The sequence below is a fragment of the Paroceanicella profunda genome, assembly GCF_005887635.2.
GTDB classification, from domain to species: Bacteria; Pseudomonadota; Alphaproteobacteria; order Rhodobacterales; family Rhodobacteraceae; genus Paroceanicella; species Paroceanicella profunda.
In genome coordinates, this window is sequence record NZ_CP040819.1 from 512,946 (window position 1) to 526,895 (window position 13,950).

Below are 13,950 nucleotides of genomic sequence, written 5' to 3' on the forward strand. Positions count from 1 at the left end.
GGGGATACCGCCCGTGCTCTACATCGAGAACCGGACCTATGACGAGCTGTCGGTGGGCGACAGCGCAGAGATCGTCCGCACGCTCGGCCCGCGCGACATCGAGCTTTTCGCGGTGATGTCGGGGGACGTGAACCCCGCCCATGTGGACGCCGACTACGCGCGTGACGACATGTTCCACAAGGTGATCGCCCATGGCATGTGGGGCGGCGCGCTGATCTCGGCGGTGCTGGGCACCGAGCTGCCCGGGCCCGGGGCGATCTACCTCAACCAGTCGCTGAGCTTCCGCAAGCCCATCGGCCTGGGCGAGACCGTCACCGTGCGTGTGACGGTGCGCGAGAAGGACGACGCGAAGAAGCGGGTGATCCTCGACTGCGAGGGCATTCTCGCCGACGGCTCGCTCGCCATCCGCGGCGAGGCGGAGGTGATCGCGCCCACCGAGAAGGTGCGCCGCCCGCGCACCGTGCTGCCGGAGGTGCACCTGCACGAGCGCGGCGCGCGCTATGCCCGGCTCATCGCCGCCACGGCCGCGCTCGCCCCCATTCCCACTGCCGTCACCCACCCCTGCGACGCGAATTCCCTGCAGGGCGCGGTGGATGCCCGCGACAAGGGGCTGATCGAGCCGGTCCTCGTGGGGCCGGAGGCGAAGATCCGCGCCGCCGCCGAGGCCGCGAGGGTGGACATCTCCGGGCTGGAGATCGTCGACGCGCCGCACAGCCATGCCGCGGCCGAGGCTTCCGTGGCCCTGGTCCGCTCCGGGCGCGCGCAGGCGCTGATGAAGGGCGCGCTGCACACGGACGAGCTGATGGCCGCCGTGGTCAGCCGCTCGACCGGCCTGCGCACCGAGCGGCGGATGAGCCATGTCTTCGCCCTGGACGTGCCAACCTATCCCAAGCCGCTGCTGATCACCGACGCCGCCATCAACATCGCCCCCGATCTCGACACCAAGCGCGACATCGTCGCCAACGCGATCGACCTCGCGCACGCCCTGGGAATCGAGCTGCCGAAGGTGGCGATCCTGGCGGCGGTGGAGACGGTCTCGGCCCGGATGAGCTCCACCCTAGACGCCGCCGCCCTGTGCAAGATGGCCGATCGCGGCCAGATCACCGGCGGGCTGCTGGACGGGCCGCTGGCCTTCGACAACGCCATCTCGAAGGCGGCGGCGGCGGCGAAGGGCATCGCCTCGCCGGTGGCGGGGGACGCGGACATCCTCGTCGCGCCGGACCTGGAGGCGGGCAACATGATCGCCAAGCAGCTCATGTATCTGGCGGGGGCGGATTCCGCCGGGCTGGTGCTGGGCGCGCGGGTGCCGATCATGCTCACCAGCCGGGCGGACGGCGCGCTGTCGCGCCTCGCCTCCGCCGCGCTGGCCCAGCTCTTCGTGCATCACCACGCCGGGGGGAAGGCATGAGCGACGCCGTCCTCGTCCTGAACGCGGGCTCCTCGTCCATCAAGTTCGCGCTGTTCTCCGCCGAGGGCCCCGCCGACACGCAGGCGCTGGTGAGCGGGCTGGTGGAGCGCATCGGCGCGGGCGCGATGTACCGCTTCGGCCATGACCCCGTCGCCCCGGTGCCCGGCGGCCACGGCGACAGCCACGCCAACGCCATGCACTGGCTGGTGGCCGCCCTCATGCAGCGCTTCGACGGCATCGACATCGTCGCCGGCGGTCACCGGGTGGTGCATGGCGGCGCGGACTTCGCCGCTCCCGTCATCGTCACACCGCAGGTCCACGCGAAGCTCGCCGCCCTCGCCCCCCTCGCCCCCGCCCACCAGCCGCACAACCTCGCGGGGGTGGACGCGCTGGCCGCCGCCCTGCCGGAGGTGCCGCAGGTGGCCTGTTTCGACACCGCCTTCCACCGCAGCCAGCCGCGGCTCGCGCAGCTCTTCGCCATTCCCCGCGCGCTCACCGAGGGCGGCGTGCTGCGCTACGGCTTCCACGGCCTGTCCTACGAGTACATCGCCTCCGTGCTGCCGCACTACATGGGCGCGCGGGCGCAGGGGCGCATCATTGCCGCCCATCTCGGCCACGGGGCCAGCATGTGCGCCTTCGAGAACGGCGCCAGCGTGGCCACCAGCATGGGCTTCACCGCGCTCGACGGCCTCATGATGGGCAGGCGCTGCGGCGAGATCGACCCCGGCGTGCTCCTCCACCTGATGCGCGACCGGGGCATGAGCGTGGCGGAGGTGGACGACCTGCTGTCGAACCGTTCCGGCCTGCTGGGCGTCTCGGGCCTGAGCCATGACATGCGCGACCTGCTCGCCAGCCCGGCCCCGGAGGCGGAGGAGGCGGTGGCGCTGTTCTGCTACCGCGCCGCGCGCATGGTGGGCTCGCTGGCCGCGGCGCTCGGCGGCATCGACGCGCTGGTGTTCACCGCCGGCATCGGCGAGCACGCGCCCCGGGTGCGCGCCCGCATCATGGAGGGCTGCCGCTGGCTGGGGCTGGAGCCGGACACCACCGCGAACCTCGCCGGCGGCCCGCTGCTGAGCGCGGACGGCAGCGTGGTCGCCGCCTACACCATCCCCACCGACGAGGAGCGGATGATCGCCCGTCACACCACCGCCACGCTGGGCCTCTAGGCCTCGCACACGGGACCGGTCACGAGAGGGCCGCCCGGCAGGCGCCCCTCTCGTGCGGCCGACGCCCGGCCCCCTCGCGGGCTTCACCGCGCCGCACTGGCACGCAGCCACCTCCGCGCGGCGGCGGATCCGTCGTGCCCTTGAACCGGCACGCTCCCTTGCCAGCAGACCCGCTTGCGAGCCCGCCGCGGGAGCCCGCGTGCCGGGCCTGCCCGGGAGACCGGCACGTTTCCCCGCTCCGGCGGCGGCGTCTCAGTCCTTCTCAGGCACCGACGCGCCTTCCCATCCCGGCGGCGGCGTGTCAGTCCGTCTCGGGCACCGGCGCGTCTTCCCGCCCCGGCGGGGGAGTGTCAGTCCTTCTCGGGGCACCGGCGCGCTTCCCCGCCCGGCGGCGGCGTGTCAGTCCTTCTCGGGAACCGACGCGCCTTCCCCCCCGGTGGCGGCGCGTCAGTCCTTCTCGGGGACCGGCACGTTGAACCCGTTCAGCGTGACCGACACGAGGCAGTAGAGCCCGACGAGATAGATCAGCTCGTTCGCGCCGTGCTGGCCGAAGCTCGCCACCGCCATGTCATAGGTGGGGCGCGGCAGGGTGCCGCCGGTCACCAGGGCATGGGCCACGTCATAGGCCACCTCTTCCTCGGCCTCCAGGCCGGTGGGTTTCACCCCGGCGGAGAGGGTGGAGAGGCGCTCGGCGCTCATGCCCTCCTTCTCCGCCACCGCGGCATGGGCGTAGATCTCGTAGGCGGCGTTGAAATGCGCCCCGGTCACGAGAATGGCGATCTGCCGGGCATTGTCCGGCAGCGTCGCCTCCATCGACATCGCCTTCGTCAGCTCCCAGATCGCGCCGCCGATGCGCGGCTCATGCAGCCAGGGGTTCCACGGGCCCATCAGCGCGCCGCTCTCGTGAATGGTCTCAAAGGCGTTGAACTTCTGTCCGATGCCCTGCTTCATGTCGGCGTAGAGCGGCTTCTGGGCGTCGGTGAGGTCGGTCGGGTCGATCAGGGGCAGGCGCATTGCGGAGATCCTCCATCCGGGGTGCTGCACTGCAATATCACATGGGGCCGCCGCGCCGCGGAACCAGAGGCAGCCGCCCTATCCAGAGGTATGAACCGCCTCACCCGAGGGGCAGGTTCGCGCCGATCAGCCCGCGCCGCCCTCCGCCACGGCGGCATGCGCGGCGTAATCCACCGGGGTCGCGTGCCAGCCCTCGGCGCGCTTCTGCCAGAACCGGTCGCGCAGGCGCGTGGAGATCGGGCCGGGCCGGTCATTGCCCATGATGCGCCCGTCGATGCGCGCGGCGGGCATGATGCCGCCCGCGGTGGTGCAGGCGAAGATCTCGTCCGCGGCGCGGAATTCCTCTGCCGGAATGTCGCGCACCTCCAGCGGCAGGCCCAGCTCGGCGCAGAGCTCCATCACCGAGAGCCGCGTCACCCCCTCCAGCGCGCCGCGCGCCGGCGTGGCCACCACGCCGCCGGTGACGCTGAACACGTTGAAGCCGGCGCCCTCAGTCACGTGGCCCTCGCCGTCGAGCAGGATGGCGAAATCGGCGCCGGCGTCCCGCGCCTCGAACATGCCCTCGGTGAGGTCTCCCCAGTGGAAGTTCTTCACCCTGGGGTCGAAGCTCTCGGGCGGAATGCGGCGCACTTTCGGGATCATCAGGTGCATGCCGCGCGTGGCCATCTCCTCGCTCGCCACCGACACCCAGGGCACTGCGTAGCAGGAGAGGTAGGCGCGCCCGAAGGCCGGGTGGCGCAGCGCGCCCGGCGGGGGGGCGCCGCGCAGGCAATCCATCGCCACATAGGCCCGGCGCAGGCCGGAGAGCGCCACGATCCGCTCCAGCACCGCGCGGATCTCCGCGTCGCTTTCCGCAGGGCGCATGTGCAGCGCCTCCATCGAGCGGCGGAAGCGGCGCAGATGGTCGTCGAGGCGGAAGAACGCCCCGTCCCACACGCCGACCACGTCATAGGTGACATCGGAGCGGCGGTACCCCCAGTCCGTCACCGGGATGCGCGCCTCGCCCACCGGCATGTAGCGCCCGTCAAGATAGGCCGCGCCCGCGGCATAGGGGTTTTCGCAGGTCGGGGTCATGCGCGGGGTGTCCTCTCAGCCGGTTGCCTCCGCCCACCTTAGCTGCGATCGCCGGGGCGTCGAGCAGCAAAGCGGGCTCCGGCAGGCCCGGGCTGAGGCACTCGGGAGTGCTGTTGCACGTGGAGAGGCCGGCGGCCACAGACCGTCAGGGCGATCCGGGCGGTACATCCCCGCGGAGCGACACCGCGATTGTGCCCCTGCCGGGGGGAGATGGAGACTACGCCCCTGCGGGCGATACGAGGACTGCGCCCCTGCGGGGCGATATGGCCAGAACCCCGGCCTGGCGGTCCGCGTGTCCGCGCGCCTGTTCTTCCCCGAAACCGGAGTATACGCTCGGCCGGACACCGCGCGTTGCGGATGACAGGAGGGATGAGATGAAAGGGTACTGGCTCGTGCTCGGCGCGGAGGTAACGGACGCGGAGGCGCAACAGGCCTATGGCGGGCTGTGGAAGCCGATTGCGCAGCGCTACGGCGCGCGCGTGAACCCGCCGGAGGTGCAGGCCGCGCTGCTGGAGGCCTACAAGACCACGCGCTTCATCATCGTCGAATTCCCCAGCTTCGAAGATGCCCGCGCCTGCCATGACGACCCCGAATACGCCCCTGCACGGGACTGGGCCGCGAAGGCCTCGCAGCGCGAAATCGTGCTGCTGCGCGGCGACCTGGGCTGACACCGGCCGGGCCCCGGCACCTGGCACAGACGAATCACTGGCGCGCCGCTATTTTTAGTGTACTGAAAGTACAGTAATAGCCCCGCGCCGGGGCCTGTCCGGGACCTGCCGATGACCCTTGCCCGCTTCCACTTTCTCAACCGGGTCACCTTCGGGGCCGGCGCTGCGGAGACGCTGCCCGGGGAGCTGGCCGCCGCGGACATCCGCCGGCCGCTGCTGGTGAGCGATGCGGGGCTGGTCGCGACCGGGCTGGTCGACAGGCTGCGCGACAGCATCGCCGGGCCGACCTGCCTGTTCGACGCCGTGCCGCCGAACCCCACGGAGGCGGCGGTGCTGGCCGCGCGCGCGCTCTACCTTGCCGAAGGCTGTGACGGGATCGTGGCCATCGGCGGCGGCTCGCCGCTGGACTTCGCCAAGGCCGTGGCGCTGCTGGCAACCCATCCGCTGCCGCTGGAGCGCTACGCGGCGCTGCATGGCGGCACGCCGCGGATCGGGCCCTGCGCGCCGGTGATCGCGGTGCCGACCACGGCCGGCACCGGCTCCGAGGTGGGGCGGGGCGCGCTGATCACGCTCGCCTCCGGCCCGAAGCTGGTGTTCGCCTCGCCGCAGCTTCTGCCGGTGGTCGCGCTGTGCGACCCCGCGCTCACCGTCAGCCTGCCGCCGCTGCTCACCGCGGCCACGGGCATGGACGCGCTGAGCCACTGCATCGAGAGCTACCTCTCGCCGCTCTACAACCCCGCCGTGGACGCGATCGTGCTGGACGGCGCCCGCCGCGCCTGGGGCGCGATCCGCACCGCCACGGCCGAGCCCGGGAACCTCGGCGCGCGCACGGACATGATGATGGCCTCCATCGAAGGCGGCCTGGGCTTCCAGAAGGGCCTCGGCGCCGTGCACGCACTGAGCCACCCGCTGGGTGCGCTGCAGTCGCTGTCGCTGCATCACGGCAGCTGCAACGCGGCCATCCTGCCGGCGGTGCTGCGCTTCAACGCCCCGGCCGCCGCCGGGCGCATCGCGGAGCTGCACCGCGCGCTCGGCCTGCCCGCCGGAACCGGCCTCGCGGAGGCGGTGGCGCGGCTGAACGCGGATCTCGGCCTGCCGTTATCCCTGCGCGACATGGGCGTGACGGCGGCTATGATCCCCGGGCTCACGCAAGGGGCGCTCGCCGATCACTCCCGACCGACGAACCCCCGCCCGCTGGGCGACGCCGATATCCTCGCCCTCTATTCGGAGCTCGTCGCATGAATGACGCCCCAGCCCACGCCCTGTTCGCCGCCGGAGACGTGACCCTGCATTCCGGCATCGTGTTCCCCGACATGAAGCTGTCCTACCGGACCCACGGCCGCCTGAATGCGCGCCGGGACAACGTGATCCTCTACCCCACCTCCTTCGGGGCGCAGCACTCCGACGTGGACTGGCTGATCGCCCCGGGCGGCGCGCTGAACCCGGAGACGCATTTCATCGTGCAGGTGGACCTGTTCGGCAACGGGCTCTCCTCCTCGCCCTCCAACACCGCGCATGAGTTCGGGCCGGCGGGCTATCCGCTGGTAAGCTACCATGACGCGGTGCGCGTGCAGCAGCGCCTGCTGACCGAAGAACTGGGCATCGCGCGGCTGGCGATGGTCTACGGCTGGTCGATGGGCGGCATGCAGGCCTACCACTGGGCCAGCCTGTTCCCGGAGATGGTCGAGCGCATCGCGGTGGTCTGCGGCAGCGCGCGCTGTTCGCCGTTCAACACCGTGTTCCTGGAGAGCGTGCGCGCCGCGCTCACCACCGACCCCGCCTTCCGCGACGGCCGCTTCACCAGCCATCCCGCCGCCGGGCTGCGCGCCATGGGCCGGGTCTACGCAGGATGGGCGATGTCGCATGCCTTCTACCGCGACGAACTGTGGCGCGCGGACGGGTTCCCCTCGCTGGAGGCCTATCTCGCCGGCTCCTGGGACACGGCCTTCGCCCACCGCGACGCGAACAACCTCCTCGCCCAGCTTGCCACCTGGCAGGCCGGAGACATCAGCCGCAGCCCCGCCTTCGAGGGGGATTTCCCCCGCGCCATGGCCGCGATCACCGCGAAGGTGCTGCTGATGCCCGGGCGCACGGACGCCTATTTCCAGCAGGACGACAGCGCGCGGGAGATCCCCCTGCTCACCGGCGCCCGGTCCGCCGAGCTGGTCCCGGTCCCGTCAGATCACGGCCACCGCGCCGGCAACCCGGCCCGGAACGCGGCCGACAGCGCCTTCCTGAACGCCACCGTTTCCGCGTTCCTGCAGCGCTGATCCACGAAGCAGGAGATGTCCCGTATGCCCGCGCATGACCCCCTCTCCGCCCCGGCGCTGACGCCTGCGCAGGTGCGCGCGCTCTCCGACCGCACCACCCTGCCGGGGCTGCTGCGCGCCGCCACGCATTTCGGCGCCATCGGGCTCACCGGGGGGCTGATCTGGCTTGTGATCACACGCGCGGGCCTCGGCTGGGCGCTGCCGCTGATGGCGCTGCAGGGCGGGCTCGTCGCCTTCCTGTTCATGGCGCTGCACGAGGCCGCGCACAAGACGGTGTTCCGCTCGCGCCGGATGTGCCTGGTGCTCGGGCATCTCAGCGGCTTCCTGATCCTGCTGCCCTACGAATACTACTGCCTGTTCCACTGGGATCACCACCGCTACACCCAGGACCCGGAGCGCGACCCGGAGCTGATGACCGCGCGCATCCCCGCCTCCGACGCCCGGCTGGCGGTGGCCTATACCGGGCTGCTGCAGCTGCTCGCCCGCCTCCGCCTGCACCTGCGCCACGCGTTCACCGGCCGGGTGACCGCGCCGTGGATTCCGCCGAAGAAGCGCGGGCTGATCCTGCGCGAGGTGCGGCTCTACCTGCTGGGCTATCTCGCGCTGCTGGGGCTGTCGGTGGCCGCGGGAAGCACGCTGCTGCTGTGGACATGGCTGGTGCCGCTGGTGCTGGGGCAGTTCCTGTTGCGGCCCTATCTCTACGCCGAGCATACCGGCTGCGCGCACACCCGCAGCGCCTATGAGAACACGAGGACCACCTACACCGCGGCGCTGGTGCGCTGGTTTGCCTGGAACATGCCCTACCATGTGGAGCACCACGCCTATCCGTCGGTGCCGTTCCACACCCTGCCGCAGCTGAACGGGATCATCGCCGCGCGCATCCGCCACCCGGGGCGGAACTACCGCGCCGTGACGCGCGAGACCTGGGCCTGGTTCCGCGCCGCGCGGCGCACGAAGGCCTGAGCCCCGGCCCTCCCGGGCCCGAAGGGACACGCACCGGAGCATGGCCTGGCCCGGTGCCGCGCCTTTCCCTGCAGGATGGTCTGCCCCCACGCTTGCCCGCGCCGCTCCGGCCTGCGTGAGCACGGCGCGCGGGCTGTCCGCGCCGGCCCCCCCGCATCAGGGACAGGGACCCATCAGCCGGCACGCGCCCCTCGGACGGGCGTCCGCACCACGCGCCGGAGAGGTTCTGCGCCACCCGTTCCAAGCGCCGGGCTCCGCCACCGGCGCCGCTCAGGGCCGCGTGAGCACGGCGCGCACGAGGGCGCGGGCATGGTCGCGCGCGGGTGCGCGGAAGCCGAAGACATACTGGTAGAACAGCGTGCCGTAGATCTGGTCGTAGAGGTCTCCGGCCTCCTGCGCCCGGGTGATGCTGCCCCCGGCCTGCCCCGCCCGCAGCACCTCCAGAAGCGCGGCGCGGCGCGGGCCGAGATAGCGCTCGGAGAAGATCGCCGCCGACCCGCCGTTGGTGATGCACTCCGCCACCACGGCAAGCTGGACCTTGCCGAAATCCCCCGCAAGCGCCTCGGCATAGGCGGCCGCATGGTCCTCCACCACGTCCAGCGGCGCGCCCCCGGCGCCGAGCGGCAGGAGCGCGGCGGCGCGCATCAGGAAGGCGTCGATCAGCAGCGCCTCCCGCGAGGGCCACCACTTGTAGATCGTCATCTTGGAGACCTTGCTGCGGCGGGCCACGGCGTCGATGGTCGCGGCCGCCAGGCCCTCCTCGGCCATGATGTCATAGGCACTCAGGAGGATCGCCTGCTCCGTGGCGACGGACCGCGGGCGCCCCCTGCGGGCCGGCCTGTCACTGCTCTCTGCCACGGGCTGTTCCTTCGGGATGCTGTCCCGGTCGGGTATAGCGCCCCGACCCCGCCGCCGCCACCATCACCGCCGCTGTCGCTGTCGCCGTCACCGTCGCCGCCAACGTCGCCGCCAACGTCACTGTCACCGTTATCGTCGTGCACCCCTGGCGCCGAGCCGTCACGAGCCCATGATCCGATGGCAACCGCCGGCGCGCCCACCCCTGCCCGCCATCACTCCCGACCCCCGTCACCCCTCGCCGGATGCAGCGGGCGGCGGGCGGCGGGCGGCGGGCGGCGGGCGGCGGGCGGCGGGCGGCGGGCGGCGGGCGGCGGGCGGCGGGCGGCGGGCGGCGGGCGGCGGGCGGCGGGCGGCGGGCGGCGGGCGGCGGGCGGCGGGCGGCGGGCGGCGGGCGGCGGGCGGCGGGCGGCGGGCGGCGGGCGGCGGGCGGCGGGCGGCGGGCGGCGAAGCTACAGCCATCCGCGCAGGGACCGCGCAACCCCCTTCCTCGCGCTTCCGGCGCCCCGGCGTCTGCTCCCCTCCCTTCCCGGCACGGGCACGCAGCGCCGGGCCCGCAGCGGCCTCTGTCGCCCGGCGCCCCGGCGGTGCTATGCTCCGCCGGGGCAACCTGCCTGCGAGCGCCGCATGTGCACGGGCCTCACGACTTCGGGTGGTGTCGATGAATCTTCTGCTCCGGTTCCTGCTTGGCGCCCTGCTGGCTGTCGCGCCCTCGGCCCCGCGGGCCGAGCAGGTTCAGGCGCGCGCAGAGGCCGGGGTGCTGCGCCTGCCGGTGGTCCCGGGTGGCAAGCAGCGCTTCGCCCGACTGTCGACCGCCGACGGCCTGTCGCAGACCCGCGTCGCGCAGATCCTGCAGGATGACCAGGGCTTCCTCTGGATGGGAACCCAGTTCGGGCTGAACCGCTACGACGGCCACGCGTTCAGGGTCTTCGCCCATGACACCCGCCGGCCCGACAGCATGAGCGGCATGTTCGTGACCGCCCTGTTCAAGGACCGCGACGGCCATATCTGGGTGGCCACGCCCCAGGCGCTGGACCGGTTCGACGCCCCCACCGGAACCTTTGAGCGCATCACCGCCTGGTCCGGGCCCGGGGACAGCCTGTCCCCCACCATCGTGCACATCTCGCAGGACACCGGCGGGCGCCTGTGGCTGGCCACCGGGGCCGGCCTCTTCGGCTTCGACCCCGGGAGCGGCGCCGTCACCCGCCTGGAGCATGACCCGCAGGACCCCGACACCATCGGCACCAACGACGTGCGCTGGACGGGGGAGGACCGGGAGGGCGGCTTCTGGGTGGGCACCACGCTGGGGCTGGAACGCCTCGACACCGCGACCGGGCGCGTCACCCTCCGCGTCTCCCTGCCGGACCCGGTGCAGATCTCGTTCTTCGAGGACAGCGCGGGGCGCTTCTGGATCCTGCACGCGTCCGGCGACGGGCTGGCGCTGCTCGACCGGGCCACCGGCCGGCTCACGCGCTATTCCTTCCATGACACCTCGCCCTCACCCGACGAGCTCACCGGCGTGATGGGCATGGTCGAGGATGACGACGGCACCCTGTGGGTCGGCTCCCCCGGCATGGGGCTGATGCGCTTCGACCCGGACGCGGGCCGCTTCGCCCGCGTGGTCCATGACTATGCCGACCCGGCCAGCATTCCCGAAAACAAGGTGATCGCCCTGTTCAAGGACCGGGAGGGCACGATCTGGGTCGGCCACCACTCCGTCGGCCCGAGCCATTTCAACCCGCGCCCGCCGCTGTTCGAGACCTTCGTCCATGACGAAACCGCCCGCGACACGCTGGAGACCAATTTCATCAACGCGATCTTCGAGGACCGCCAGGGCGCCCTGTGGATCGGCAATGACGGCGGGCTGACCCGGATCGACCGCGCCACCGGCCGCTACACCCGCTTCCACGAGGGGCTGGGCCAGAAGCCGATGGTCATCACCATCGCGCAGGACCGGCAGGGCACGATCTGGGCCGGCACCTACGGCCACGGGCTGGCGCGGCTGGACCAGGCCACCGGCCGGTTCACCACCTACCGCCACGACCCGGACATCCCCGGCAGCCTGTGCAACAACCAGGTCCACCGGCTGTTCGTGGCGCGCGACGGCACGTTCTGGGCCGGCACCGACGACGGGCTGTGCAGCCGCGACCCTGACACCGGCCGGTTCACCACCTACAAGGCGGACTGGTCGGACCGCCGCGCCCAGGCCTATGTCGCCATTGCGGAGGACCGCGACGGCACGCTGTGGCTCGGCACGCATTACTCCGGCCTGCACCGGTTCGACCCCGCGACGGGGCGCATCGACGTCTACAGGTCGGTGCCCGGCCAGCCCGGCAGCCTGCGCGACAACATGGTGCCCGCGGTCCATGTCGCCCGGGACGGCACCGTCTGGGTGGGCACGCAGGGCGGGCTGGACCGGTTCGACCGCGCCACCGGCACCTTCACCCCGATCTACGAAAGCGCAGACGCGCCCGGCCGCACCGTCAGCCGCATCCTGGAGGATGCCGAGGGCACGCTCTGGATCAGCTCGAACCGCGGCCTGCTGGAATACGACCCCGCCGCCGGGACCTTCCGCTCCTACTCCGCCGCCGACGGGCTGCCGGGCGATGACCTCACCGGCTGGTCCTCCGCCTTCCACAGCCCCAGCGGCGAGATGTTCTTCGGCGGCTTCACCGGCGGCATCGCCTTCTTCCCCGAGGCGCTGAAGGAAGCCCAGCCCGCGCCGCCCGTGGCGCTCACCGACCTGCGGTTTCCCTACCTGCCCGCGCGCGAGGCCGCGGCGCTCACCGGCGGGCGGGAGGCCGGGTTCCTCGACCGGCTCACCCTGCCGGCCGGCGCGAACAGCTTCAGCCTCAGCTTCTCGGCGCTGAGCTATCTCGACCCGGCCACCAACCGCACCCGCTACCGGCTCGAAGGCCTGGACGACCAGTGGCGCACGCCGGGCGACGCGCAGCGCGCGGCCAGCTTCACCACCCTGCCGGCCGGGGATTACGTGTTCCGCGTGCAGGGCGCGACGGCCCGCAGCGACTGGAGCGCGCCGGGCATCGCCCTGCCCATCCGCATCCTGCCGCCCTGGTGGGAGACATGGTGGTTTCGCGGCGCCGCCGCCCTAGCCACCCTGGGGCTGATCCTCGCCGGCCTGCGGCTGCGCATCGCCCAGGTGGCCGGGCGCGAGCGCGACTTCCGCAAGCTGGCCGAGAACGCGCCCGACATGGTCCTGCGCATCGACCCGGCCCTGCACGTGCGCTACGCGAACCCCCGCGCCCTTGCCTTCGCCAGCCACGCGCAAGCCGGGCTGACCGGCAACCGCCTGGCCGACATCCCGCCCGACTGCATGCCCGTGCGGCGCGACGCCGTGGTGCGCGCCCTGCTCACCGGGGAGCCGGTGGACGAGGAATTCACCCTGGAACGGCCCGGCGGCACGGTGACCCTCGACTGCCGGGTGATCGCGGAGCCCGGCGGCCCCCGGGCCGAGCGCACGGTGCTGGTCATCGCCCGCGACATCACCCGGCGCAAGCAGACCGAGATGGCGCTGCGCAAGTCGCAGGCCGATCTCGTCCACGCCACGCGCGTGGTCGCGGTGGGCGAGCTGACCGCCACCATCGCGCATGAGATCAACCAGCCGCTCACCGCCATCGTCACCAACGGGGAGGCCGGGCAGCGCTGGCTCCGCCGCGACCCGCCGGACTACGACCGCCTCACCACCACCGTGGAGCAGATCGTGCGCGACGGCCGCCGCGCCGCCGCGATCGTCCGGCGCATCTGCACCCTGGTGCGGCGGGCCGAGACGGAACGCCGGCCCGTCGACATCAACGACGCGATCCTCGAACTCCGGCTGCTGGTGGAGGGCGACCTGCGCCGCAACGCCGTCAACCTCGGCTTCGATCTCGACCCGCACCTGCCGCGCGTGGAGGGCGACCGGGTGCAGATCCAGCAGGTGGTGCTGAACCTGCTGAAGAACGCCATGGAGGCGATGCGCGGCGAGAGCGGCACCGAGCGGCGCATCCGCGTCGTCACCCGCACCCTGGAAGGCGCGGTGGAGATCCTCGTGGCCGACACCGGCACCGGCATCCCCGCCCCCGCCTCCGGCGACATCTTCAGCGCCTTCTACACCACGCGGCCGCAGGGCATGGGCCTCGGGCTCACCGTCAGCCGCTCGATCGCGACCGCGCATGGCGGCAGCCTGCGGGCCGAACCCGCGCCCGGCGGCGGCACGGTGTTCCGCCTCGCCCTGCCCGCCCTTCCCGGCCGGGCCGCCCCTGCCTGACCGATCTTTGCCACCCCGGCCGGAGCCCTGCGCAAAGCGCACGGGAACGCCCGCGCCAGGGCTCGCATACCCACCATCCGACGCCCCGCCGCCGCGGGGGCGGCGGCCCCCCCCGCGGCCCTGCGCCGAACCGCCCGGGAACGCCCGCGCCAAAACCCGACCGCCGTCCGACGCCATGCCTCACGGGCGCAGTGCCGCCCCCCGCGGCCCTGTGCAGGAGCGCCCGGGGACGCGCGCCCCAAAGCCCGCCCGCCGTCCGACGACC

10 protein-coding genes are annotated in these 13,950 nt (G+C 72.8%); 7 read left to right on the forward strand and 3 right to left on the reverse strand.

The genetic code is table 11. The features are described 5' to 3' along the window. Nucleotides 1-4 precede the first annotated feature (4 nt). Both FDP22_RS20370 and FDP22_RS20375 read left to right on the forward strand, forming a co-directional pair. Nucleotides 5-1,408 (forward strand): bifunctional enoyl-CoA hydratase/phosphate acetyltransferase, encoded by a 1,404-nt coding sequence (locus FDP22_RS20370; protein ID WP_138578116.1) that lies wholly within the window; start codon nt 5-7, stop codon nt 1,406-1,408. Beyond that, complete coding sequence (locus FDP22_RS20375; RefSeq protein ID WP_138578118.1) at nt 1,405-2,574, forward strand: acetate/propionate family kinase; 1,170 nt, start codon at nt 1,405-1,407, stop codon at nt 2,572-2,574. Before FDP22_RS20370 ends, FDP22_RS20375 begins: the two co-directional genes overlap by 4 nt. 447 nt (nt 2,575-3,021) lie before the next feature. On the opposite strand, the gene FDP22_RS20380 is transcribed toward FDP22_RS20375, so the two are convergent. Both FDP22_RS20380 and FDP22_RS20385 read right to left on the reverse strand, forming a co-directional pair. Next, complete coding sequence (locus tag FDP22_RS20380; RefSeq protein ID WP_138578120.1) at nt 3,022-3,588, reverse strand: carboxymuconolactone decarboxylase family protein; 567 nt, start codon at nt 3,586-3,588, stop codon at nt 3,022-3,024. A 126-nt stretch (nt 3,589-3,714) separates the two neighbouring features. Beyond that, nucleotides 3,715-4,662 (reverse strand): aminotransferase class IV, encoded by a 948-nt coding sequence (locus FDP22_RS20385; RefSeq protein ID WP_138578122.1) that lies wholly within the window; start codon nt 4,660-4,662, stop codon nt 3,715-3,717. A gap of 374 nt (nt 4,663-5,036) precedes the next feature. Between FDP22_RS20385 and FDP22_RS20390 the strand changes: the two genes are divergently transcribed. From FDP22_RS20390 to FDP22_RS20405, 4 genes are all read left to right on the forward strand, one after another. Beyond that, complete coding sequence (locus FDP22_RS20390; protein ID WP_138578124.1) at nt 5,037-5,330, forward strand: DUF1330 domain-containing protein; 294 nt, start codon at nt 5,037-5,039, stop codon at nt 5,328-5,330. Between the two features lie 111 nt (nt 5,331-5,441). Continuing rightward, nucleotides 5,442-6,572: an iron-containing alcohol dehydrogenase gene (locus tag FDP22_RS20395; protein ID WP_138578126.1), complete on the forward strand. Its 1,131-nt coding sequence runs from the start codon at nt 5,442-5,444 to the stop codon at nt 6,570-6,572. After that, nucleotides 6,569-7,600, forward strand: coding sequence for an alpha/beta fold hydrolase (locus tag FDP22_RS20400; protein WP_138578128.1), 1,032 nt, complete (start codon nt 6,569-6,571; stop codon nt 7,598-7,600). Before FDP22_RS20395 ends, FDP22_RS20400 begins: the two co-directional genes overlap by 4 nt. Nucleotides 7,601-7,624: 24 nt before the next feature. Further along, nucleotides 7,625-8,563, forward strand: coding sequence for a fatty acid desaturase (locus FDP22_RS20405; RefSeq protein ID WP_170317812.1), 939 nt, complete (start codon nt 7,625-7,627; stop codon nt 8,561-8,563). A gap of 270 nt (nt 8,564-8,833) precedes the next feature. Here the strand turns inward: FDP22_RS20405 and FDP22_RS20410 are convergent, their stop codons facing one another. Further along, entirely contained in the window at nt 8,834-9,421 is a 588-nt protein-coding gene (locus FDP22_RS20410; RefSeq protein ID WP_239031975.1) for a TetR/AcrR family transcriptional regulator, read from the reverse strand. Between the two features lie 658 nt (nt 9,422-10,079). Between FDP22_RS20410 and FDP22_RS24620 the strand changes: the two genes are divergently transcribed. After that, the gene (locus tag FDP22_RS24620) at nt 10,080-13,685 is read left to right on the forward strand and encodes a two-component regulator propeller domain-containing protein (RefSeq protein WP_170317813.1); all 3,606 of its coding nucleotides are present in this window, start codon (nt 10,080-10,082) and stop codon (nt 13,683-13,685) included. The last annotated feature ends 265 nt before the right edge of the window (nt 13,686-13,950 follow it).